General features: G+C 75.7%; 18 protein-coding genes. 11 read left to right on the top strand and 7 right to left on the bottom strand.

Annotation, left to right across the window (positions count from 1 at the left end; translation table 11 throughout):
• Positions 1-10 precede the first annotated feature (10 nt).
• Positions 11-3,019, top strand: coding sequence for a helix-turn-helix transcriptional regulator (locus OUQ99_RS14475; RefSeq protein WP_267949978.1), 3,009 nt, complete (start codon positions 11-13; stop codon positions 3,017-3,019).
• A gap of 189 nt (positions 3,020-3,208) precedes the next feature.
• Positions 3,209-4,048, top strand: coding sequence for a class I SAM-dependent methyltransferase (locus OUQ99_RS14470; protein ID WP_267949977.1), 840 nt, complete (start codon positions 3,209-3,211; stop codon positions 4,046-4,048).
• A 31-nt stretch (positions 4,049-4,079) separates the two neighbouring features.
• On the opposite strand, the gene OUQ99_RS14465 is transcribed toward OUQ99_RS14470, so the two are convergent.
• A complete protein-coding gene (locus tag OUQ99_RS14465) occupies positions 4,080-5,249 on the bottom strand; it encodes a PP2C family protein-serine/threonine phosphatase (RefSeq protein ID WP_267949976.1) in 1,170 nt (389 codons plus the stop codon).
• Between the two features lie 304 nt (positions 5,250-5,553).
• Positions 5,554-5,700: a hypothetical protein gene (locus OUQ99_RS14460; protein WP_267949975.1), complete on the bottom strand. Its 147-nt coding sequence runs from the start codon at positions 5,698-5,700 to the stop codon at positions 5,554-5,556.
• 645 nt (positions 5,701-6,345) lie between these two features.
• Between OUQ99_RS14460 and OUQ99_RS14455 the strand changes: the two genes are divergently transcribed.
• Positions 6,346-7,035, top strand: a complete 690-nt coding sequence (locus OUQ99_RS14455) for a hypothetical protein (protein WP_267949974.1) — start codon at positions 6,346-6,348, stop codon at positions 7,033-7,035.
• Between the two features lie 285 nt (positions 7,036-7,320).
• On the opposite strand, the gene OUQ99_RS14450 is transcribed toward OUQ99_RS14455, so the two are convergent.
• From OUQ99_RS14450 to OUQ99_RS14440, 3 genes are all read right to left on the bottom strand, one after another.
• Positions 7,321-8,457: a hypothetical protein gene (locus tag OUQ99_RS14450; RefSeq protein WP_267949973.1), complete on the bottom strand. Its 1,137-nt coding sequence runs from the start codon at positions 8,455-8,457 to the stop codon at positions 7,321-7,323.
• Between the two features lie 177 nt (positions 8,458-8,634).
• Positions 8,635-9,276: a DsbA family oxidoreductase gene (locus OUQ99_RS14445; RefSeq protein ID WP_267949972.1), complete on the bottom strand. Its 642-nt coding sequence runs from the start codon at positions 9,274-9,276 to the stop codon at positions 8,635-8,637.
• Positions 9,277-9,291: 15 nt separating this feature from the next.
• The gene (locus tag OUQ99_RS14440; protein WP_267949971.1) at positions 9,292-9,438 is read right to left on the bottom strand and encodes a hypothetical protein; all 147 of its coding nucleotides are present in this window, start codon (positions 9,436-9,438) and stop codon (positions 9,292-9,294) included.
• An 81-nt stretch (positions 9,439-9,519) separates the two neighbouring features.
• Here OUQ99_RS14440 and OUQ99_RS14435 point away from each other — a divergent pair, with 81 nt between their 5' ends.
• Complete coding sequence (locus OUQ99_RS14435; RefSeq protein ID WP_267949970.1) at positions 9,520-9,936, top strand: winged helix-turn-helix transcriptional regulator; 417 nt, start codon at positions 9,520-9,522, stop codon at positions 9,934-9,936.
• A gap of 141 nt (positions 9,937-10,077) precedes the next feature.
• On the opposite strand, the gene OUQ99_RS14430 is transcribed toward OUQ99_RS14435, so the two are convergent.
• Positions 10,078-10,974 (bottom strand): ADP-ribosylglycohydrolase family protein, encoded by an 897-nt coding sequence (locus OUQ99_RS14430; RefSeq protein ID WP_267949969.1) that lies wholly within the window; start codon positions 10,972-10,974, stop codon positions 10,078-10,080.
• A gap of 274 nt (positions 10,975-11,248) precedes the next feature.
• Here OUQ99_RS14430 and nirB point away from each other — a divergent pair, with 274 nt between their 5' ends.
• From nirB to OUQ99_RS14400, 6 genes are all read left to right on the top strand, one after another.
• On the top strand, positions 11,249-13,759 hold the full coding sequence (gene nirB / locus OUQ99_RS14425; RefSeq protein ID WP_267949968.1) for a nitrite reductase large subunit NirB: 2,511 nt from the start codon (positions 11,249-11,251) through the stop codon (positions 13,757-13,759).
• A complete protein-coding gene (gene nirD / locus OUQ99_RS14420) occupies positions 13,756-14,130 on the top strand; it encodes a nitrite reductase small subunit NirD (protein WP_267949967.1) in 375 nt (124 codons plus the stop codon). The genes nirB and nirD overlap by 4 nt, the downstream gene beginning before the upstream one ends.
• 122 nt (positions 14,131-14,252) lie before the next feature.
• A complete protein-coding gene (locus OUQ99_RS14415; RefSeq protein WP_267950379.1) occupies positions 14,253-15,359 on the top strand; it encodes a uroporphyrinogen-III synthase in 1,107 nt (368 codons plus the stop codon).
• A gap of 50 nt (positions 15,360-15,409) precedes the next feature.
• Positions 15,410-16,102 carry a sirohydrochlorin chelatase gene (locus OUQ99_RS14410; RefSeq protein ID WP_267949966.1) on the top strand — a complete coding sequence of 231 codons (693 nt, stop codon included), beginning with the start codon at positions 15,410-15,412 and terminating at the stop codon, positions 16,100-16,102.
• 396 nt (positions 16,103-16,498) lie between these two features.
• Complete coding sequence (locus OUQ99_RS14405) at positions 16,499-17,653, top strand: dual specificity protein phosphatase family protein (protein WP_267949965.1); 1,155 nt, start codon at positions 16,499-16,501, stop codon at positions 17,651-17,653.
• 199 nt (positions 17,654-17,852) lie between these two features.
• Positions 17,853-18,566 (top strand): septal ring lytic transglycosylase RlpA family protein, encoded by a 714-nt coding sequence (locus tag OUQ99_RS14400; protein WP_267949964.1) that lies wholly within the window; start codon positions 17,853-17,855, stop codon positions 18,564-18,566.
• Between the two features lie 177 nt (positions 18,567-18,743).
• On the opposite strand, the gene OUQ99_RS14395 is transcribed toward OUQ99_RS14400, so the two are convergent.
• Entirely contained in the window at positions 18,744-19,127 is a 384-nt protein-coding gene (locus tag OUQ99_RS14395; protein ID WP_267949963.1) for a hypothetical protein, read from the bottom strand.
• 288 nt (positions 19,128-19,415) lie between these two features.
• On the opposite strand from OUQ99_RS14395, the gene OUQ99_RS14390 reads away from it, so the two are divergent.
• Positions 19,416-23,018 carry a TM0106 family RecB-like putative nuclease gene (locus OUQ99_RS14390; protein ID WP_267949962.1) on the top strand — a complete coding sequence of 1,201 codons (3,603 nt, stop codon included), beginning with the start codon at positions 19,416-19,418 and terminating at the stop codon, positions 23,016-23,018.
• The last annotated feature ends 142 nt before the right edge of the window (positions 23,019-23,160 follow it).

Here is a 23,160-nt window from a genome sequence, read left to right as displayed (position 1 = left end):
CCGTCGGTAGGTGTGCTTCCCCCCGCTCGTCGGCCGTGAGAAGGAACGACAACAGCTGCGCACCGCGGCGGTCCCCGGGTCCCTGGTCCTGCTGTCCGGGGCCGCGGGATCGGGTAAGACCCGCCTGGTCCGGGAGCTCCCCGGAGCCGTGGACGCCACGGTCCTGACCGGGTACTGCCCCTCCCGGGACGAACCCTTCCCCTTCGCCCCCGTCATCGAGGCCCTTCGCCGGGCGACGATCCCCGGCGGGCTCAGCCCGCTGTGCGGCGCCCTGCACCCCCTCATGCCCGAGCACGCCGAGCGGCTGCCTCCGCCGCCCCCGCCCACCTGTTCGCCGGCGGCCGAGCACCACCGCACCTACCGGGCCCTCACCGAGCTCATGGACTCCCTGGGCCCGACGGTGCTCGTCCTGGAGGACGTGCACGGGATCGACCCGGCCACACGGGACCTGCTGTACTACCTGGCGCCGCGCCTGCCCGCCCACCTGTGCCTGGTACTGACCTACAGACCCGAGGAACTGCCCCGGTCCTTCCCCGTCCACGCGCTGGCCGCCCGCACCCCGCCGGGCACCCCGCACCACGAACTCGCCCTGGCCCCGCTGAACCCCCGCGACCTGTTAGCGCTGGCCTCCCGGCTCCTGGACGCCGCCCCCTGCGGTGCGACCGCTCCGCGCACAGCACCCGCCGACCCGGCCGCCGAGACCGCCGCCCCGCCCCCGGCCGGGGCCGGGGCAGGGGCAGGGGCAGGGGTCACCGCCGAGGACGCCGAACGCCTGCACGCCTGGACCGGAGGCCTGGCCCTGGCCGCCGTGGAGACCCTGCACCACCTGGCCTGCGCCCGCGCCGCCACCGGGCCCGGCGCCGGCCCCGCCGTCCCGGAGGAGCCGCCCGTACCCCCCACCCTGCGCGACTGGTTCCTCGAACGCCTGCACGCCCTGGACCGCGACACCCGCCACCTGGTGCGCGCCGCCTGCGTCCTGGAGGCCCCCGCCGCCGACGACGTCCTGGCCCGGGTCGCGGACCTGGGCCCCTCCCGCGCGGAGAGGGCGCTCTCCCGCGCCTGCCGGCTCGGCCTGCTGCGGCCCGCCGGCCCGGCGGCCCTGGAGGTCCGCACCCCTCTCCTGCGCCGGGTCTGCCACGACTCCCTACCCCTGGGCAAGCACCGCCACCTGCACCGGGCCGCCCTGACCGCCCTGTCCCGGGGCCCCGCGCCTCCCCACGCCCGCCTGGCCCGCCACGCCCGTGAGGCCGGACTCGTGGAGGAGTGGACCGACCACGCCGAACGCGCCGCCGACCAGGCCCTGTCCCAGGGCGAAGACGCCAGCGCCGTCACCCTGCTGCGCGACGCCCTGACCCGCCCCACCCTGCCCGCCGGGCGCCGCTGCGACCTCGCCCTCAAACTGGGCCGCGCCGCCCTGACCGGGATCTCCGCCCAGCACACCATCGCCCTGCTGCGCGACGTCCTGGCCACCCCCGGCCTGCCCGCGCCCTCCCGGGGCGAGCTGCGCATGGAGCTGGGCCTGCTCCTGCTCAACCAGGCGGCGCAGGGGCGCACCGCCCGCAGCGAACTCGTCCGGGCCGCCGCCGAACTCACCTCACGCCCCGACCTGGCGGCCCGCGCCATGTGCGCCCTGGCCGTGCCGCGCAGCACCCCCGACCCCGTCGACACCCACCGCAGGTGGATGGAGCAGGCGGTCTCGGCCGCCCACCGCAGCAAGGACCCGGCCGTGGCCCACAGCGTCTCGGTCAACCAGGCCACCCTGCTCGCCCAGGTCGGGGACCCGGCCGCCTGGACAGCGGCCCTGCCCGACCCCGGTTCCCCACACGTGCGGCCCACGCCCGAGGCCCTCGTGCGGCGCCGCGAGTTCGCCCGCGCCTCGCTCAACCTGGCCGACGCCGCGGTCATGCTCGGCCACTACGAGCGCGCCGACCACTACCTGTCGGACGCCGCCACCTGGTCGATCGCCTCGGAGGTGTCCTACATCCGCGAGAGCGCCCAGGCGCTCCGGCTGATCCTCGACTGGCAGCGCGGCCACTGGGCGGGCCTGGACGAGGAGGCCGAACGCCACCTGGGCCCCGCGCGCCTGGCCCACCTGCACGCGGTCGCCGCCGAGCTGACCCTGGTGCGCTCCGCACTGGCCCTGGCCCAGGGGGACCCGGCCGGCGCCCGGTCCCACCTGGCGCTCCTCGAACCCGCCCCCGGGGACGGCCCCGCGGCGCCCGACCCCGACCACGCGGTTCCCGTGCGCGCGTTCGCCGCCGGGCTGCTGGCCCGCCTGGCGATCGCCAGGGGCGACCCCGGGGAGGCGTGGTCCCGGGTGGAGGGCCTGGTGTCTCTGGTGGCGAGCAAGGGCGTGTGGGTGTGGGCGGCCGACCTGGTCCCGGGCATGGAGGCGCTGATCCCGGCCGGGCGCGACGCGGAGGCCCAGGACCTGTGCGCCCGTTTCCGGGCGGGACTGCGCGGCACCGGCGCCCCGGCCGCCGCGGCGGCCCTGGGGCGGTTCGAGGCCGCCCTGGCCCGGCACCGCGGCCAGGGGGACCGGGCGCTGCACCTGTACGCCGAGACCGCGTCCGCCTACCGGGCCATGCCGCGCCCCTACGACGCCGCCCAGGTCCGCGAGGCCGCGGCCCACACGAGACTGGACCGCTCCGGGGGCCGGTCCGAGGAGGAGGGCGTGGCGGGGCTGCGGGCAGCGCTGGAGGAGTACACGGCGCTGGGCGCGGCCTGGGACGCGGCGCGGGTGCGCCGTGCGCTGCGCGCGCACGGGGTGGTGGCCGCCCCGGCGGGCGGGCGCGGCCCGCGGGACCCCCGCCTGTCCCCGCGTGAGGGGGAGATCGCGGCCCTGGCCGGGCGGGGGAGCACCAACCGGGAGATCGCGGCCCTGCTGCACCTGTCACCGCGCACGGTGGAGACCCATGTGGCCAACGCGCTGGCCAAGCTGGGGCTGCGTTCGCGCCGGGACCTGGCCTCGGTACCGGGCCGGGACCACGGGGACGGGGCCGCCGCCGGCTCCGGTTGACCCGGGCCCCGCCCTCCCGGGCACACCGGTCCCGGTGCGGGGAGGGGGCCTTCCGCCCCTGTGCCCGCACGGGGCCCGCGCCCGCGAAAAACCGCTTCCCCGTCCGGCCCCGATCCGAGACCATGCCCCGAAGGGCCGGGCGGACATCCGCTCCGGCGCCCCGACACACGGAACGAGGCGTCCGAGGACATGAGCGACCACGACAGGGCCGTCGCCGACAACCGCGCGAACTGGGACCAGAGGGCCGACGTCCACGCCCGGTCCGCGATGTACGACGTCGATGGGCTGATCGCCGACCCCTCCTACATCTCGGAGGTCGTGCGCAACGACCTCGCGGTCCTGGAGCCGCACCTGGACGGCGGGACGGTGGCGGGCAGGTCCCTGCTGCACCTGCAGTGCCACATCGGCACCGACACGGTGTGCTGGGTCCGGCTGGGCGCCGTGGACGTCCACGGCCTGGACCTGTCGGCGAACTCGCTGGCCCACGCCCGGCGCATCGCCGCCGCCGACGGCGCGGACGTCACCTGGGTGGAGAGCGACGCGCGCACGGCGTCGCAGGCCGTCGACCGGCGGTTCGAGGTGGTCGTCACCGGCACGGGCGCCGTCATGTGGCTTCCCGAGCTGGGCCCGTGGGCGCGGTCGGTCCACGACCTGCTGGAGCCGGGCGGGGTGTTCGTGGTCCGGGACGACCACCCGCTCCTGAACGCGCTGGACTACGAGCCGTGGCAGGTGACCGGCGACTACCTCGGCGGCGGGGGCGCCGACACCTACGACGAGGCCGAGACCTACACCGACGGGACGGCGGAGTCCATCACGAGCACCGTCAACCACCAGTGGCGCCACAGCCTGGCGGAGGTGACCGGAGCCCTGCTGGAGGCGGGACTGGTGGTCGAGGCGCTCGGGGAGCACCCGTTCATGGACTGGCCCGCCTTCCCCGGGCTCGTGGCGTGCCCGCAGGGGTGGCGGCTCCCGGAGGGGGCCCCGCGGATCCCGCTGAACTTCTCGGTGGTGGCCCGGCGCCCGGGGTGAGCGCGGACGGCCGCGGGGCCGCGCCCGGGGTTCAGCCGTGCCACTCGCAGAAGAGGACGGTGGCGTCGTCGCCGAACTGCCCGTGGTGGTACTCCAGGACCGCGTGGACCAGGCGCCGCAGCGTCTCGGGGACGGGCAGGCTGTCGGCCTGGTGGCGGATGACGAAGTCCACGAACCGCTCCACGCCGAACTCCCGGCCCTCGGAGTCGCGGGCCTCGATGATGCCGTCGGTGTACAGGAGCAGGCGGTCGCCGGGCTCGAGCTGCTCGTGGCAGACCGCGACGGGCACCCCCAGGTCCATGCCCAGGGGGTGGGAGGGGTCGCACTCCAGTGCGCGAACCTCCTCCCCCCGGATGAGCACGGGCGGCAGGTGGCCGCAGTTGACCCACCTCAGCTCGCCGGTGCTCAGGTTGAGCTCCGCCAGGATCGCGGTGGCGAACCGGGTCTGGACGAACTCCTGGATCAGGGTGTTCTCCACACCCCGGGGGATCTCTTCCAGCGGGACGCCGCGCCGGCGCTCGTTGCGGAAGGCGCCCACCGCCAGGTTCGCGATCAGCCCGGCGGCGGTGTCGTGGCCCATGGCGTCGAACATGGCCAGGTGGGCGATCTCCCCGGCCAGGGCGTAGTCGAAGGAGTCCCCGGCGTTGTCGTAGGCGGGCTCGGTGGCGGCGGAGATGGTCACCCGGGAGTCGGCGAAGGTGCCCGGGGGCATCAGGGTCCACTGCATCTCCGCCGAGACGGACATGGGGCTGACCCTCACCAGGCGGGCGTGCGCGTCGCTGTTGGCGCGCTTGGCGATGATCAGCAGGCTCACCATCGCGGCCAGGTCGCGCATCGCGGAGCGGTCGGGGTCGCCCTTGTAGGCCACGTGGAGCACGCCCAGGCGTTCGGCCCCGTCCAGGATCGGCACCCAGTAGCGGCCCCGGTCCCCGACGGGCACGGTCACGCCCATGATGTAGGCCTCGCCGGCGACGGTCCCGTCGATCTTCAGGTCGTCTCCGCCCTGGTGGGCGTCGAGACCGCGGCCGGTGACCTCGCGCAGGACCTGCTGCTGGCGGTCGGCGAGGTAGATGCGGATCTCGGTGAGGTCCGCGGCCGCGGCCTTGCCGGCCACGAGGGAGGGGAGCTCCTCGAAGTTGGCGAGGTGCCCGGCCCTGACCAGGGACGTCATCAGCTCGTTGGACCCGTGTTTGAGCGACATGGCATGACCCCGGTCAATCTCGCGAGGCGGCAACTGCTTCGGAACCTCTACCCGGTTTGCCACATTTCGAGCAGAAAGTCCAGCTTGGGAGGGTGGCCGCCCCCGGCTCCACGACCGCCGCGGCCGTGGCAGGCCGGTGCGCCCGGGCGCACCGGCGCGCGAAGAACCCGCCTTCGAGACGACCGTCGACAGGGTCGAGAGCGACGGCGAGTACCTCCTGGCCGAGGTCTCCCAGACGCTTCTGGAACCCCTCTCAAGCTCCGTCACCACCCGGGGCGCGCCCCTGCGCATGGTCGACCCCGTCTCAGTCCTCGTCCTTGTCCGGGGCCGGCTCGGTCCGCTCGGGCTCACCGGTCTCGCGCGGCTCACCCGGGGACCGGCTTCCTACCCCGGGTCCGCTTCCCTTGGCGGTGGAGGTGAAGACCAGGAGTGGGGCGGGGGGTGCGAGCACCGGGGCTCCTTCCGGGGCGCCCGCCCCCCGAGCATGCCCCGCCCCGGCCCGCGGGCACGGGGTGTGGCCGATCCCGGCCGCGCCGTGTCCGGCAACGGCCACTCGACAAGAGCTACTCGCCGGCCGCATGTCCTGTTGCCGAACGTTCGGGAGCAGCAGGACTTGTCATGGTCAGACGGGGGCGGTCGGTTCGGCGCGCTGTCTGTCCGAACTAGTGCTCAGTCAGGCTTTCGAGCGGGCTTGGGCTGTGCGATTCCCAGGGGCTTCCGTGCGCGTCGAGGATCGACGCCCCCGGCTGGTGGTTGTAGGAGGTGGCGTTGCCTCCGACGATGGCCTCTTGCCACCTGAGGTCGCTGGCGGCCTATGCGGGCCGGGCGGTGAGGCCTGGGCTCTGGAAAAGCCGCCGGGGCGGCCGTGGGAGGCTCCCCGACGTGGTCGGTGCGGCCTTCCCGGAGGCCGGTCCGCACGCCGGCGCCCCGCGCCGCGCTCCACGGGACACCCTGCGACCATGGCCGCACAGCCCCGGCCTCCCGGACGGACCGGGAGGGGTGCGAACTGTCGGAGGGACCGGCCAAGGTGGCGGTGGCCGCCTCCGCCGTACCCGGGCGGACGCCCCACCACCGACCCCGACACGATGGAGACCCCATGCCCGGCCGCCTCACCCCGGCCCGCTTCGTCGACCTCTACGACCTGGGCGCCAGACCGCACATCCTCGCCTACCGCACCTCCGTCGGCGACCGGCGGCGCCGGGAGTGGCTGATCGACGCCGGGCTCCTGGCCCCGTGCGATCCCCCCGGCCGCGGCTACGCCTTCCGCATCACGCAGGCGGGTCTGGCCGCGCTGCGCGAGCACCTGGACTACCTGGAGGAGCGCGAGTCCCAGGGGCTGCCGCACCGCTCCGGGGACGAGTACGGCATCCAGCGCGGGGTCCTGGCCTCCCGTGCCGGGCTGGACGCGGCCCTGGCGCGGCGCGCACGGGGCGAGGCCGCGCCCGTGGAGGCGGCGGGCAGGGAGTGGTGGGGCGGGCAGGGGACACCGGCGTGGGAGGGCTCGCCCCCCGAGGTGCTCGGGGCGGTGGCCGTGTTGCAGGCGGCCGGGCACGCGCCCGTGGACTGGACGGCGGTGGGGGAGCCCAGGGGCTTCTACGTGGAGCCGCGCGGGCGGCTCCTGTACGTGTACCACGGCGAGGCCCGACGCTCGCAGCGGGAGGACGGGGGGTGGTTCACCGCGGAGGTCGGCGCCTACGCGGAGGCGCTGCGCGCCGCCGGGTGGCAGGTGGAGGCGGACACGGGCCGGTGCGCGCACGTGCGGGTGCCCGGCTCCGGCCGGGGGTGAGCCCGGACCGGGCCTCTACCTGCCCGATGACCAGCCCCATCGCCTCCCTCCCGCGAAGCGCGCACCGGCCACGTCACCCCGCCGGGACGTCTCCCGGCCGCCGCCCCGGAAGCCGCGCCGAACCCCCGGAACGCGTCGGGACACGACCCTGGGGCCGGGCGCACACGCAGCACTCCAGCCGCACACGAGGCGGTGCCCCTCCCCGCCGGGGGGAGGGGCACCGGTCCCGCACGCGCCGCCCCGGGCGGGCGCCTCCGGGAGAGGGCGGGGGAGTGCGGTCCCCACTCAGGCCGCCGCGGCCCGGATGTCGCGGGGCTCCGCCTCGGGAAGCCCCCGCCCGCACCGGCCGCACTCGGACCGGCGCCGCACCAGGTAGGCGGCGGTGGCCACGCCCAGGGCCGTCCCCCACAGCCCCATGGAGGAGAACACCACCACGTGCACGGTGCTGGAGCTCAACATCGACCCGGCCCCTCCGGCAAGGACCTCGGTGACGCTGCTGCGGCCCATCGCCACCAGGGCCACCGCGACCAGCGTCGCGGGCACCACCGCCAGCGGCACCGGCACCCGGCGCCCGGCAAGGCCCGCGGTCCACCGGGGGAACCGCACGCCCCAGCGCTGGACCAGCCCCAGCATGAGAACGGCGCCGACGATGCCGGCCGACCCCAACCCCACGCCGATGACCAGCGTGAACGGGTCGGCGGAGAGCACCGCGAAGTCCTCCCGGCTCATCCCGACCGGGACGCCGAACAGCCACGGGATCCTGATGGACGGATAGACCAGGGCGGTCGCCGCGCCCACCGCCACCGCGATCCGACCCACCCTCAGCGCCCGCACCCGGGTCCCGCGCTCCACGGCGGCCGACCACCGGGGGCTCCTGCCGCACCGCGCGCAGGAGCGGCGGCCCGCCCGGCGGCACGCGAGGGCCGCGAGCACCCACACCCCCACACCGGCGGTGAAGAACAGGCCGGTGAGGCTGTCGGGCGCCAACAGCGCGGTCACCCAGGTCTGGGCCAGGCCGGGCACGATCCAGCCCACCACCGGCATGATCATCGTGTAGCCGAACAGGGCCAGCAGGTTGCCGTCCACGAACACCAGCAGGATGAGGACGGCCAGGGCCCAGGCGCCCACCTGCGCCGCACGGGGCCCGCCGCCCCGGAGCATCAGCACGGAGCACACGACGCCCACCGCGCCCATGGCCAGTACGAGGACCACCGGCAGGGCCTCGCCGCGCCCGGCGAAGAGCGAACCGAACCCCTCCTCATCGGCCACGCTCAGGGGCAGCACCCCCGACAGCCAGCCCAGGCCCAGTGCCAGGGCCGCCGCCGACCACGCCAGCGCGGCCCAGGGCACCGCCGTCGCGCGGTCGTGCCGTTCGTGCCCCGGATCTGCGGGGGGTGCGGGAAGGGGTGGCAAGGCGGTCATGGCGTGCTCCCGGAGTGGTGCGGAGTGGATACCTCCACCCTGGCGCGCGCACCCCCGGGCACACCTCCCCCACGAGCGGGAGCGGGCTCCCCCCTGAGGGGGAACCCGCTCCACCGCCACCGGCCCGGTCTCCGGCGCGGGCGCCCCGGGGGCGCGCCCGGACCGCCCGCCGGCGGTCTAGGCCGACGCCGCCCGGTAGGCCTTCTCCAGGGCCGAGGCGAACACCTCGACGGGCTGGGCGCCCGAGATCCCGAAGGCCCGGTCGATCACGAAGAACGGCACGCCGTTCCCGCCGAGGCGCTGCGCGGCGGCGCCGTCCTCGCGCACCTGCGCGGCGTAGTCGTCGCCCTCCAGCACCCGGCGGGCCTCCGCGGCGTCCAGGCCGATCTCCACGGCCAGCTCCACCAGGGTGGCGGTGTCGGAGAGGTCCTTCGCCTCCACGAGCTGGGCGTGCATGAAGCGCTCGTGCGCCTTCGTGCCCAGCCCCCGGCTCTGCGCCAGGTGGACGAGCCGGTGCACGTCGAAGGTGTTGACCATGAACCCGTTCTCGAAGTCGTACTCCAGCCCCACCTCCGCGGCGACCTTCTCCACCTGCGCGGTCATGGCGCGCACCTGCTCGCGCGAGGCGCCCGTCTTCGCGGCCAGGGCGTCACGGACCGGTTCGCCGCGCCCCCGCGGGTAGGAGGGGTCCAGCTGGAAGCTGCGCCAGAGGACCTCGACCTGGTCGGCGTGCTCGAACTGCTCCAGGGCCGTCTCGAAGCGCCGCTTGCCGATGTAGCACCACGGGCACACGATGTCGGACCACACCTCGACCTGCACGGACAATCCCCTCACTCACCAGCACGTTCCGTCCGAGCACGCCGGCGCGTCCTCGGTTCCCAGCGACACCAGTCCGGTGACCGCGTCCAGGGGGAGCTCCTCCTCGGCGGGCCGGTCCGCCTCCCGCGGCTCGGCCCCCGGCTCCGGGCTGCTCACGCTCACGACACCCCTTGCATACTTATTGTGCGTAACAACATTATCAGTCAGTATGAGGTGAGCCCAGGCCAGGCACAAGGAGGCACATTGACGTCCCGAGCGCACACCGGTGTTCGCTCCACCGGGCACACCGACGAACGCGCCCCCGAGGACTGCCCGGTCCGCGAGGTCCTGGACCGGGTCGGCGACAAGTGGAGCGTGCTCGTCATCGTCATGCTGGGGCGGCGCACCCACCGCTACAGCGAGCTCCACCGTGCCATCGACGGCATCAGCCAGCGCATGCTCACCCTGACGCTGCGCGCCCTGGTCCGCGACGGCCTGGTCGACCGCACCGCGCACGCCACCGTCCCGCCCCGCGTGGACTACGCCCTCACCGACCTGGGCCGCACCCTCCTGGAACCCCTCAACGCGCTGGACCGCTGGGCAATCCTGCACCGCGACGACATCCGCGCCGCCCGCGAACGCCACGACCGCGCCAGGGACCCCCGCCCGGACGGCACCTGACCCCCCGCCCCTCCCGGGCGCGCCGGACCCCGGCACGGGTCCGCCGCGCACACGCGGTCCCCTCCCGGCCCCGGACCGCGCCCCTCCCCGGAAAGCGGGGGCGGACACCGGCCCCAGGCCCCTCCCCGGCGGAGACCGCGCTCAGCCCTCCAGCGCCCATCCCGGCAGGGGCTCGGTGCGCTCGGCCCACTCCGCGGGAACCCGGCCGCCCGGCAGGCCCGCGCCCAGGACCCCGCCGACGATCGCGCAGGTGGTGTCCACGTCGCCCCCGGCTGCGGCGGTCGCCCACATGGCCGAGGCGAAGCCCGACCGGTACCGGGCCGCCGCCCACAGGGTGAAGGGCACCGTGTCCAGGGCGCTGACCCGCGAACCGTTGCCCAGGGCGCGGGCCGCCCCGACCGGATCGGCGGTCACCAGCAGCAGGCGCGCACCGCGCACCGCCTCGCGCATCCGCCCCGGCGGAAGGCGCTCGAGCACCCCGTCCAGCAGGGGCCCGGGCGCCGCCGCCCCGCCCCCCGCCACCAGGGACGCGGCCACCGCCACCGCGACCGCGCCGTCCACCGCCTCGGGGTGGGTGTGGGTGACGCGCGCCGTCACCGCCGCCTGCACGGCCGCCGCGTCCGGGTCGCCGGCGAACCAGGCCCCCAGCGGGGCCACCCTCATCGCCGCCCCGTTGCCGAAGGAACCCGACCCCTCGAACAGTCCCGCGGCCAGCTCCCGCCAGTCACCGCCCTCGCGCACCAGGCGCAGCAGGCGCCCCGTCGCCGGACCGTACCCCCGGTCGAAGTCGTGGTGGCGGGCGAAGGAGGACGCCAGCCGGTCGGGGTCCACCGCCCCGCCCCGGAGCACCTCGGCGTGGACCGAGGCCGCCATCTCCGTGTCGTCGGTCCACTCCCAGGGCCCCGGGGGCAGCTCGCGCTCCTCCAGGAAGCGCAGGTTCGCGGGAACGAAGAACTGGGAGCCGAAGGCGTCGCCGACGGACAGTGCGGACAGGGAGGACAGGGCGCGCGCCCGGCGCGGATCAGGGATCGTGTGCATCACCGGCCATCCTGGCCGACCCCGCCACCGCTGTCCACGCACCGGCCCCGGCCCCGGCACCCGGCACCCGGTGTGACCGAACACCCATCCGCGCCCCCGCGCCGCCCACACCCGCCCCGGGCTGGCCCTTCTCCGCCCCCGGCGCGAATCACGCACTCCCCACCTGCGGTGACAGCACATCGAAACAACCGCGACACACGAGGCTGACCCGCGGGTAACACCCTGCGGGTTGCCTGAGAGGCGTCCGACCCCGCAGCAGGAGGAGCCGCGCACCATGGAAGAACTCGTCGTCATCGGCAACGGCATGGTCGGCCACCGACTCGTCGAGGCCCTCCACGACCGCGACAGCGACCACCGCTGGCACGTCACAGTCGTGGGCGAGGAGCCCCGCACCGCCTACGACCGCGTCGCGCTCTCCTCCTACTTCGACGGCGCCAGCGCCCAGGACCTGTCCCTGGGCGACCTGTCCGGACCCCACGTGGACGTCCACGTGGGCGAGCGCGCCACCGCCCTGGACCGCGACGCCCGCACCGTCACCACCGCCTCCGGCCGCACCCTGGGCTACGACCGGCTCGTCCTGGCCACCGGATCCACCCCCTTCGTGCCCCCCGTCCCCGGCCACGACCTGCCCGGCTGCCACGTCTACCGCACCATCGAGGACCTGGACGCCATCACCGCCTCCGCCCGCCACGCCCGCACCGGCGTGGTCATCGGCGGCGGACTGCTCGGCCTGGAGGCCGCCAACGCCCTGCGGCTGCTGGGCGTGGAGGCCCACGTCGTCGAACTCGCCCCCCACCTGATGCCCGCCCAGATCGACGAGGGCGCCGGCGGCCTGCTCCGCAGACTCGTCACCGACCTGGGCGTGCACATCCACACCGGAGCGGCCTCCACCGCCGTCGAGGCCGGCGCGGACGGCCGCGTCCGCAACCTCCTCCTGGGCGACGGCACCCGCCTGGACGCCGACCTGGTCGTGTTCTCCGTGGGCATCCGCCCCCGCGACGACCTCGCACGCGCCGCCGGCCTCCGGGTCGGCGAACGCGGCGGCATCGTCATCGACGACACCTGCACCACCTCCGACGACCGCATCCACGCCATCGGCGAGGCCGCCGCCCACCGCGGCACCGTCTACGGGCTCATCGCCCCCGGCAACGCCATGGCCGAGGTCGTCGCCGACCGCCTCCTCGGCGGCGGCGCCACCTTCACCGGCGCCGACACCTCCACCAAGCTCAAGCTCCTGGGCGTGGACGTGGCCAGCTTCGGCGACGCCCACGGCCGCGCCGACGACTGCCTGGACGTGGTCGTCAACGACGCCGCCGGCGGCCGCTACGCCAAACTCGTCCTGTCCGACGACGCCACCACCCTCCTGGGCGGCATCCTGGTCGGCGACGCCTCCGCCTACGCCACCCTGCGCCCCATGGTCGGCTCGCCCCTGCCCGGCGACCCGCTCACCCTCATCACCCCCGAGGGCGGCGCGGCCCTGGGCGCCGACGCCCTCCCCGACTCCGCGCAGATCTGCTCCTGCAACGCCGTCACCAAGGGCGCCCTCACCGACGCCGTCCACACCCAGGGCGCCTGCGACGTCGCCGGCCTCAAGGCGTGCACACGGGCGGGCACCAGCTGCGGGTCGTGCGTGCCCATGCTCAAGCAGATCCTCTCCCAGGCGGGCATCGAGCAGTCCAAGGCCCTGTGCGAGCACTTCACCCAGTCCCGAGCCGAACTCCTGGAGACCGTCCGCGCCACCGGCACCACCACCTTCTCCGCCCTCATCGAGAACCACGGGACCGGCCAGGGCTGCGACATCTGCAAGCCCGCCGTCGCATCGATCCTGGCCTCCCTGGGGGGCGGGCACATCCTCGACGGCGAACAGGCCACACTCCAGGACACCAACGACCGCTACCTCGCCAACATGCAGCGCAACGGCACCTACTCGGTCGTGCCCCGCATCCCCGGCGGCGAGATCACCCCCGACAAGCTCATCGTCATCGGGGAGGTCGCCCGTGACTTCCAGCTCTACACCAAGATCACCGGCGGCCAGCGCATCGACCTGTTCGGCGCCCGCCTCGAACAGCTCCCCGCCATCTGGACCCGCCTGGTCGAGGCCGGGTTCGAGTCCGGCCACGCCTACGGCAAGTCCCTGCGCACCGTCAAGTCGTGCGTGGGCACCACCTGGTGCCGCTACGGCGTCCAGGACTCGGTGGGCCTGGCCATCCGCCTGGAGGAGCGCTACCGGGGCCTGCGCTCGCCCCACAAGCTCAAGTCCGCCGTCTCCGGGTGCGCCCGCGAGTGCGCCGAGGCCCGCAGCAAGGACTTCGGGATCATCGCCACCGACCAGGGCTGGAACCTGTACGTGGGCGGCAACGGCGGCTTCACCCCCCGCCACGCCGAACTCCTCGCCTCGGACCTGGACGAGGAGACCCTCATCCGCTACATCGACCGGTTCCTGATGTTCTACATCCGCACCGCCGACCGCCTCCAGCGCACCGCCCCCTGGATCGAGGCCATGGACGGCGGCCTGGACCACGTGCGCGACGTCGTCGTCCACGACACCCTGGGCATCGCCGAGGAGCTCGAGGCCGCCATGGAACGCCACGTGCACTCCTACACCGACGAGTGGGCCGCCGTCCTGGCCGACCCCGCCAAACTCGCCCGGTTCGAGTCCTTCGCCAACGCCCCCGGCACACCCGACCCCACCATCAGCTTCACCACCACACGCGACCAGCCCGTCCCGGGCGCCGCTCTCGACCTCGGCATGCCCGCCCCCCGCCCGCAGGAGGCCACCCGATGACCGCCACCACCACCCACGCCCCGCCCGCCCTGTGGATCGACGCCTGCCCCGCCCACCGCCTGGGCGCCGACGACGGCGTGGCCGTCCTGCTGCCCGACGGCCGTCAGGCGGCCCTGTTCCGCACCCGCGACAACCGCCTGTTCGCCGTCGACAACATCGACCCCTTCACCGGGGCCGCGGTCATCTCGCGCGGCATCGTCGGCGACCGCCGTGGCGAGCCCACCATCGCCTCGCCCATGCTCAAGAATGTGTTCTCCCTGCTGACCGGACAGAGCCTGGAGGACCCCCAGGTGCGCCTGCGCACCTGGGCCGTCCGCGACACCGGCGCCACCGTCCAGATCAGCGCCCGCGCCGAAGAGGAGTCACCTTGAGCACATCCGCGTCCGCGCCGTCCTCCCACACCCCGCCCCCCGCCGCGGGTCCCCACCAGGACCGCGCGAGCGGGGCCGGCGGCACGGGGGCGGAGGCCGGCGCGCCCGCGACCACCGCGCCCCTGGCCGGGTTCACCGTGGCCGTCACCGCCGCCCGCCGCGCCGACGAGCTCAGCGCCCTGCTCCAGCGCAAGGGCGCCCAGGTCATCGCCGCCCCCGCCCTGCGCATCGTCCCGCTCAGCGACGACCAGCGCCTGGCCTCGGTCTCCGACGAACTCGCCCGCCGCCCCGCCGACGTCGTCATCGCCACCACCGGCATCGGCTTCCGCGGCTGGATCGAGGCGTGCGAGACCTGGGGCACCGTCGAACCCCTCCTGGCCAGCATGCGCTCCTCGCGCCTGCTGGCCCGCGGCCCCAAGGCCAAGGGCGCCATCCGCGCCGCCGGGCTCACCGAGGAGTGGTCCCCGCCCTCGGAGTCCTCCGCCGAGGTCCTGGACTACCTCCTCGAACAGGGCGTCACGGGCCTGCGCGTGGCCATCCAGCTGCACGGCGAACCCCTGCCCGACTTCACCGCGGCCCTGCGCCTGGCCGGCGCCGACGTCGTGGAGGTCCCCGTCTACCGGTGGACCCAGCCCGAGAACGTCGCCCCCCTGGACCGGCTCATCGAGGCCGTCACCTGCGGGGGAGTGGACGCCGTCACCTTCACCAGCGCCCCCGCCGCCGCCGGCCTGCTGGCCCGCGCCCGTACCACCGGCCGCACCGGCCCCCTGGTCGAGGCCCTGCGCGGCGACGTCCTGGCCATGTGCGTGGGACCGGTCACCGCCCGCCCCCTCATGGCCCACGACATCCCCACCGTGTGGCCCGAACGCGCCCGCATCGGCGCCCAGGTCCGCAAGCTCACCGAGGAGCTGCCCGCGCGCTTTCCCACCCTGGGCGTGGCGGGACACCGACTGCGCCTGCGCGGCCACGCCGTCCTGGTCGACGGCACCGTGCACACCCTCTCGCCCACCCTGATGCGCCTGGTGCGCGAACTCGCCCGCCGCCCCGGCCAGGTCCTGGACCGCACCCGCCTGCTCACCTGCCTGGGCGAGGACGCCGACGCGCACGCCGTGGAGACCGCTGTGGCACGCCTGCGCACCGCGCTGGGCGACGCCAGGATCATCCAGACCGTCGTCAAACGCGGCTACCGCCTGGCCCTGGACACCCACGACTGCGCGCCCGAGCTCTGAGCCGCCCAACGGCGCGCCCCACCGCACACGCACTCCCACACCCGAGAGCCATGAACAGACACCCCACCCTGCTGCTGGCCGTCCACGGCACCCGCAACCCCCACGGCACCGCCGTGGCCCACTCCCTGGCCCTGCGCGTGGGGGAGCTGACACGGCGCCCCACCCGCCTGGCCTTCGCCGACGTGCTCGCCCCCACCGTCGGCGAGGTGGCCGCCGACACCCCGGGGCCCCTGGTCGTCGTGCCCGCCTTCCTGGCCTCGGGCTACCACGTGCGCACCGACATCCCCGACCAGCTCCTGCGGGCCGGGCGCGCCGACGCCGTCCTCACCCCCGCCCTGGGCGCCCACCCCGCGGTGCTGGACACCGCCGTGCGCCGCCTGGCCCAGGCCGGGTACCGCCCCGGGGACGCCGTCGTGCTGGCCTGCGCCGGAACCACCGACCCGCGCGCCGGCGCCGAACTGTCCCGCGCCGCCGCCCGCCTGGCCCGGCGCCTGGGAGCCCCGGTCACGACCGGTTTCATCGCCACCGGCCGCCCCACCGTCGCCGAACAGGTCGCCCGCCTGCGCGCCCGGGGCCACCGCCGCGTCGCGGTGGCCAGCTGGCTGCTCGCACCGGGCCTGTTCCACGACAGGCTCGCCCTGGCCGGGGCCGACGCGGTGGCCCGTCCTCTGTGCCCGGACCCGGCCGTCGCCCACGCCGTGGCCGACCGCTACCACCGCGCGGCCCTTCCCCAGCACGCCTGAGCGGCCCCCGAACGGGGCGCCCCGCCGGCCGGCCCCGGCCCGGGGACCGCAGGAGTCGAGCGCCGGCCCCGCACCGGCAGGGGCCCGACGGGGGAGGGCACCGGCCGTACCGCCCCCGGCCGACGAACGGCCCGGCCCGCACCGCCGGGCCCCGCCCCTCCACAGGCGCCCACGCCGCTCCGCACCGGACCGCCCAGCCCGGGCGCCCTTCCGCGCACCCCGGCCGCCCACCGGGTTCCCCACCCGGCGCAGGAGCCCTGCGCGCAGCCACCGGTGTACACCCCCCGAACCCCGGATGGCCACAACCGGCAACCCGTGCGCAACACCGGGCCCCCGCGGGAAGACCACCCCTGGGACACCAGTCCGCACCAGACCGCAGCGCCCACGAGGACGGCCATGTCCGCAGTACCCGCCCCCGCACCCGACTTCCACGACCCCGCCGCCGACCGGTCCATCGGCGCGATGCTCGGCGCGCCCGTGGCCGCCGCGCTGGTGGGCGCCCCCGCCGCGCTGACCCGCGGGTTCACCGAGGCCTCCGCGCGGCTTCCCCGCCTGATCCGGACCGCGCTGACCGAGCTGACCGCCACCGCGCGCACCCCCGCCCCGCCCGCGGACCCCACCGAACAGGCCTGGGCGCAGGTCCTGCGCAGCACCGCCCGCACCGGCACCCCGCCCGGGTCGGCGCCCGCCCTGGAGCACACCACCGCCGACGACCCCCTGGGCGCCTCCTGGCGGGCCCTGACCCGCACCCCCCGCCCCGCCCACGACCCCGCGAGCGGGTCCTTCGCGTGCGCCCACCTCGTCGACGCCGTCTGGTCGGCGTACACCGCCGCCGGGGACGACGCCGCCATGCACACCGGCGCCCTGGCCGGAGCCCTGTGGGGCGCCTCCGCCGTGCCCCTGCACGCCCTGCGCCGCATGTCCGAGACCCTGGACCCCCACGCCCTCACGACCGCCGCGCTGACGGCCGTACACGGCACCCGCCCCGGTGCCTGGCCCGAACACCCCGTCCTGCTCCAGGAGCCCCGCCGCCTGCCGCCCTTCGCCGTCCCCCACCCCCTGGACCCCCAGGTGCTGCTCGGCAACCTCGACCACCTGCGCCACCACCCCGAGAGCGTGGACGCGGTCGTCTCCCTGTGCCGCACCCACCCCCAGGACGCCCCCCACCTGCCCGACGCCGACTGGGTGAGGGTGTGGATGCACGACCGCCCCACCGCCAACGCCAACCTGCACTTCACCCTGGACGAGGCCGCCGCGACCGTGGCCGCCCTGCGCGCCGAGGGCAAACGCGTCCTGCTGCACTGCTGGGCGGGCGCCTCGCGCACCCCCGCCGTGGCCACCCGCTACGCCGTCGCCTCCCTGGGCGCCCCGCCCCTGCCCACCCTGGCCGCCATGATCCGCGCCGTGGGCGGACACCTGGACAACCCCTCCCTGTCCCAGGCCGTCGCCCAGCTCAGCGGGGTGCACCTGCCCGACCCCGCCCTGCGCCTGTTCCCCGACGGCGTCCCGCCCCGGCGCCCCGAACTGCCCGAACCCCACATCACCGGGTGACAAGTTCCACAAACCCCCGCTTTCCGGTACCGTTACCCTCGCGTTACCCCTAAGCTCTGCGCCCAGACCCCGTGCACCGCCACCGGCGGTCCCGGCTCCGCGCCCGTGCCACGCCCTCCCGCACCCGTCCGGGGCGTCGCACACACCCCGCACCAGGAGCGGGCCGCCACGCCCTGTTCCCGTTCGTAAGGACTCCGCCGTGGGCAAACACGAGCCCCAGACCCCGCCGGTCGAAGACGACCGCACCGACGCCCCCGCCGTCGGCCCCCGCGTCGCCGCCAAGCGCAGCCGACGCAAGCGCACCATGATCCTGGCCTCGGCCACGGGTCTGACCCTGCTCGTGGGAGGGACCGCCACCGCGGCCGTCATCGCCTCCGGCGCCGACCCCGAGACGGCCGCCAACGCCGCCGGGATCCCCGAGGCCGACCCCGACCCCCTGGTCGCCGAGGGCGCCGCGCCCCAGGCGGGGGAGGACGCCCTCCAGCGGGCCCAGGAGGCCGTCACCTCCGCCACCCAGAGCACCAGCACCGACGCCTCCGACGTCCTGGAGGAACCCGAGGAAGAGGAGGAGGCCGAGGAGCCCGAGGCCGACACCGGCGGCGGGGGAGGCGAGGCCTCCGGCGACGGCGGCACCTGCCAGGCCTCCTTCTACGGCGCCGACCTGGCGGGCAACTCCACGGCCAACGGCGAGACCTTCGACCCCAGCGCCATGACGGCCGCGCACAAGACCCTGCCGTTCAACACCCAGGTCCAGGTCACCAACCCCAGCAACGGCAAGTCGGTGACCGTGCGCATCAACGACCGCGGCCCCTACATCGACGGCCGCTGCCTGGACCTGTCCACGGCCGCCTTCGACCAGATCATCGGCACCGGGGCCGGTGTCGGCCAGGTCGAATGGCAGGTCGTCGGCTAGCCGCCCCTTCCACACGGACCCCGTGCGCCCCGCCCCGACACCCCGGGGCGGGGCGCACCCGTCTGCGCCCCGGCCCGACCGCCACCGCAGCGGCCCCGACGGCCCCGTCCCGGCCCCCGCGAGCCGGGCGGCCCCGCCACCGCCCGCAGCGGACCGCCGCAGCGGGAGGGCCCCGGCTCAGTCCTGCCAGGTGAAGTCGAAGGTGGCGGCGTCGCCGGTGTGCTCGACGTAGGTGACGGTGTAGCCGCCCACCTCGGCGGAGTCCCCGGGCACCAGAACGGCCTCCTCCGACTCCCGGTACGCCCGCTCCTGCACGCTCACCCGCACGTCGGCCTCCTGGTCCTCGGCCAGGAGGATGCGGTACCCGATCGTCGTGTTCCCCTGCTCCCACAGGTCGCCGGTGCCTTGGTCCCCGCTGACGGTGACCTCGCAGTCCCGGCTCTGGCAGGAGGTTGTGGCGAACCTGGCCCCGCTGCCCGACGTCACCTCGCACGAGGCCGAGGACGCCAGCACCAGCAGCGCGTTCGCACCGATCACCGCAAGACTCCGCGGGAACACCATGGGGATCCACTCCTTCCGGGCCGCCGGTGCGGACACCTCTTCCGGTGACCGATCCGCGCCGACCACCGGGGAGGACGCCCCCCGCGCCCCTCCGGTTCCCCCGACCCGCGTCACGTTCGCGTCACCGGCCCCGGCGGGGCCGCCGCGGAAGGGGCCGGACCCGGCCGGGCGCGGACGCGCCCCGACACCCCGTGGCGGGGCACACGCGCGTGTGAGACCCCACACGTCACCTCGACGTGGCACAATCCCCAGCACCCACCCACCACCGACACACAGGGAGCAGGGGCGTTGTTCCGCACCACCACCGGCTGGGTCGTCTCGCCCACCGACCTCGTCGACACCCTGGAGTGCGACCACCGCAGCGCCCTCAAGACCGCGCTGGCCGCCCGCCTGGAGGGCGCCCCCGCCCCCGACAAGGTCGACCCCCTCGTCGCCCACCACGGCCACGTCCACGAGCAGGCCGAACTCGACCGGCTCACCGCCCTGTTCGGCGAGGTCGTGCGCATCGAGGAGCCCCGCGCCGACGACGCCTCCCTCGCGGCCGCAGCCACCGCCACCGCCCAGGCCATGGCCGCCGGGGCGCCCGTCATCTACCAGGGCAGCTTCCACCACCCCCTGACCGCGGCCACCCCCACCGCCCCGGCCGTGGCCTTCCACGGCCGCGCCGACTTCCTCATCCGCTCCGACCTGGACCCCGCCACCGGCGAGCGCCGCGACCCCGCACCCGACCCCTGGTCCTACGAACCCTGGGACACCAAGCTCGCCCGCCGCCCCGGCCCCGGCGCCGTCGTCCAGCTCGCCGCCTACGCCCACGCCGTCGCCGTGGCCACCGGCCGCACCCCCGACCGCATGCACCTGCTCACCGGCGACGGCCACACCCACACCCTGGACACCGCCGACTTCGCCCCCATCCTCACCACCGTCACCACCCGCCTGCTGGACCGGCTCGCCCAGCCCCCCGCCCTGCCCGCCCCCACCTGGGGCGAACCCCGCCCCGGCTGCGAGGGCTGCGGCTACGGCACCTGGTGCTCGGGCGGGCGCACCGCCGCCCGCCACCTGTCCCTGGTCGCCGGGCTGCGCACCGACCAGGCCGCCAAACTCACCGACGCCGGCCTGGACACCATCGACGCCCTGGCCGGCGCCGGCGACGACCAGCGCCCCGCCACCCTGCCCCGCCGCTCCTTCGACCAGCTGCGCGCCCAGGCCGCCCTCCAGGTCCGCCAGGACACCACGCGCACCCCCCACAACCCCCAGGGCACCGTCACCGCCGAGGTCTTCTCACCCGACGGCCTGGCCGCCCTGCCCGCCCCCAGCCCCGGCGACGTGTTCTTCGACATGGAGGGCTACCCCTACCACTCCCGCGACGGCGGACGCGGCCTGGAGTACCTGTTCGGCGCCACCACCGAGGACGAGCACGGCACCGAGACCTTCCACACCTTCTGGGCCCACGACCGCGCCCAGGAGAAGAAGGCCCTGGAGGACTTCGTCGACTTCGCCTGCGCGCGCATCGACGCCGACGAGAACGCCCACGTCTACCACTACGCCTCCTACGAGGTGGACCGGCTCAAACACCTCAGCTCCGAGTTCGCCACCCGCGAGGAGGAGGTCAACCGGCTCCTGCGCGAGAACCGGCTCGTGGACCTGTACACGGTGGTCCGCAAGAGCCTGCGCGTGTCCCAGCGCTCCTACTCCATCAAGTACCTCGAACCCCTCTACCTGGGCGCCGCCCGCTCCGGCGACGTCACCACCGCCACCTCCAGCATCGACGCCTACGCCGCCTACCTGCGCGCCGCCGAGCACGGCGACCACGACCGCGCCGCCCGGGTGCTCGCCGACATCGGCGCCTACAACCGCGACGACTGCCACTCCACCGCCCGCCTGCGCGACTGGCTGGAGGACCACCGCGTCCGCCAGGGCATCACCGACCGGCCCCCCGTCCAGCTCGAACTCACCGAGGAGGAGGCCGAACGCGCCCGCAAGCGCGCCGAGAAGCTCGCCCGCCACGCCGCCCTGACCGAACCCCTCCTGGCGGACCTGCCCGCCACCGCCGAGGAGCGCGGCGAGGAGGACCGCACCCGCGCCTCCCTGGCCGCCCTGGTCGGCTACTACCAGCGCGAGAACCTGCCGCCCTGGCGCGAGCACTACCGCCGCACCAGCGCCCCCCTGACCGACCTGGAGGCCGACACCGACTGCGCCGTGCCCTGGCAGGTCCACACGGGGGAGTGGGCCGAACCCACCGGCCGCCAGCGCAAGGCCCGCCGCGAGCTGTCCATGCGCCTGGACGCCGCCCACCCCCACCCCTTCACCACCGGCCAGGACGTCCACCTGCTCTACCCCGGCGCCCCGGGCAGGCCGGCCACCGCCGTACCGGCCAACGTCGCCCGCGCCGACGCCGACACGCTCACCGTCACCGAGACCAGCGACCCCGACGACACCCGCTCCCGCGCGCCCGTGGCGGTCCTGCCCGGCTCACCCGTCAACCCCCAGCCCAAGGACGGGGCGCTGGAGTCGATCGCCCGCACCGCCGTCGCCGCCCTGCCCCGGTGGCCCCACCACCCCGGCCTGGACGTGCTGCGCCGCGTCCCGCCCCGCCTTCGCCCCCCCGGCCCCCTGCCCTCCCCGGACGAGCACGGCGGCGACCTCATCGCCGCCACCATCGCCGCCGTGGACCGCCTGGACGGCTCCTACCTGGCCGTGCAGGGCCCGCCCGGCGCCGGAAAGACCTACCTGGCCGCCCAGCTCATCACCCACCTGGCCCGCCAGGGCCGCAACGTGGGTGTGTGCTCCACCAGCCACAAGGCCGTGGAGAACGTCATGGGCGCCGCCCTGCGCGCCGCCGAACAGGCCGGGGTGTCCCTGGCCGCCGCCAAACGCGCCAAGGGCCGCGGCAAGGACGCCGTCGACCCCGACCTGCCCTGGGACCAGCCCACCAGCCCCCAGGCGCTGATGGGCTGGCGCGCCAAGCGCACCGCCGACAACCAGCCCGTCCTGATCGGCGGCACCGCCTGGGCCCTGTCCAACGCCGCGATGATCGCCGACCCCCTGGACGTGCTCATCATCGACGAGGCCGGCCAGTTCGCCCTGGCCGACACCCTCGCGGTCTCCGCCGCCGCCCACAACCTCGTCCTGCTCGGCGACCCCCAGCAGCTGCCCCAGGTCGTCCAGGGCACCCACGGCGAGGGCGCCGACGCCTCCGCCCTGCAGCACCTCATGGCCGGACGCCAGATCATCGACCCCGCCCGCGGCTACTTCCTGGACCAGACCCGCCGCATGCACCCCGACGTGTGCGCGACCGTCTCGGCCCTGTCCTACCAGGGCCGCCTGCACGCCCACCCCTCCACCGCCGAACGCGCCCTGTCCGCCCTGGACCCCGGCGTGTACACCCTGCCCGTCACCCACCACGGCCGCACCACCCACAGTCCCGAGGAGGTCGAGGCCGTCGTCGCGATCGCCACCCGCCTGGTCCAGGACAAGCTCACCCCCGGCCCCGGCCTGGAGCCGCGACCCCTGACCGGCGAGGACATCCTGGTGGTGGCCCCCTACAACCTCCAGGTGCGCGCCCTGCGCAGAGCCCTGGCCGCCGCGGCCCGCACCGACCCCGCACTGGAGGGGGTGCGGGTGGGCACCGTCGACCGCTTCCAGGGACAGGAGGCCGCCGCCGTCATCTGCTCGATGACCACCTCCAACGCTGCAGAGGCCAGCCGCGGCACCGCGTTCGTCCTGGACCGCAACCGCCTCAACGTCGCCCTCTCGCGCGCCCAGCTCCTGGCGGCCGTGGTCCACTCGCCCGACCTGCTCACCACGGCCCCGCGCAGCATCGACGAACTCCGGCTGCTGGCCTCCTTCACCGGCCTGGTCGGGGGCGCCCGCCCCTGGCCCCCCACGCCCTGAGGGCCCGCCCTCGGGTTTCGGACGCCCCCCAGGTGGAGTACGTTTTACACAGCACCGCACTCGACCCGGCGCGCCCGCGCCCGGGCGGATGCGGGCCGTCCCCGACGGACCCACCCACCCCGCGCCCCCGGGCCCGGGCATG

Origin of the sequence: Streptomonospora nanhaiensis, from assembly GCF_026642255.1 — a bacterium.
In the GTDB taxonomy this organism is placed as follows: domain Bacteria; phylum Actinomycetota; class Actinomycetes; order Streptosporangiales; family Streptosporangiaceae; genus Nocardiopsis; species Nocardiopsis tropica.
This window is presented reverse-complemented; position numbering and strand designations above follow the sequence as displayed.

What these genes read in the sequence shown, in the direction of transcription:
- OUQ99_RS14470 (WP_267949977.1), top strand. Translation starts at nt 3,209, where the DNA reads ATGAGCGACCACGACAGGGCCGTCGCCGACAACCGCGCGAACTGGGAC.
- OUQ99_RS14465 (WP_267949976.1), bottom strand. Translation starts at nt 5,249, where the DNA reads ATGTCGCTCAAACACGGGTCCAACGAGCTGATGACGTCCCTGGTCAGG.
- OUQ99_RS14455 (WP_267949974.1), top strand. Translation starts at nt 6,346, where the DNA reads ATGCCCGGCCGCCTCACCCCGGCCCGCTTCGTCGACCTCTACGACCTG.
- OUQ99_RS14450 (WP_267949973.1), bottom strand. Translation starts at nt 8,457, where the DNA reads ATGACCGCCTTGCCACCCCTTCCCGCACCCCCCGCAGATCCGGGGCAC.
- OUQ99_RS14430 (WP_267949969.1), bottom strand. Translation starts at nt 10,974, where the DNA reads ATGCACACGATCCCTGATCCGCGCCGGGCGCGCGCCCTGTCCTCCCTG.
- nirB (WP_267949968.1), top strand. Translation starts at nt 11,249, where the DNA reads ATGGAAGAACTCGTCGTCATCGGCAACGGCATGGTCGGCCACCGACTC.
- nirD (WP_267949967.1), top strand. Translation starts at nt 13,756, where the DNA reads ATGACCGCCACCACCACCCACGCCCCGCCCGCCCTGTGGATCGACGCC.
- OUQ99_RS14410 (WP_267949966.1), top strand. Translation starts at nt 15,410, where the DNA reads ATGAACAGACACCCCACCCTGCTGCTGGCCGTCCACGGCACCCGCAAC.
- OUQ99_RS14405 (WP_267949965.1), top strand. Translation starts at nt 16,499, where the DNA reads ATGTCCGCAGTACCCGCCCCCGCACCCGACTTCCACGACCCCGCCGCC.
- OUQ99_RS14395 (WP_267949963.1), bottom strand. Translation starts at nt 19,127, where the DNA reads ATGGTGTTCCCGCGGAGTCTTGCGGTGATCGGTGCGAACGCGCTGCTG.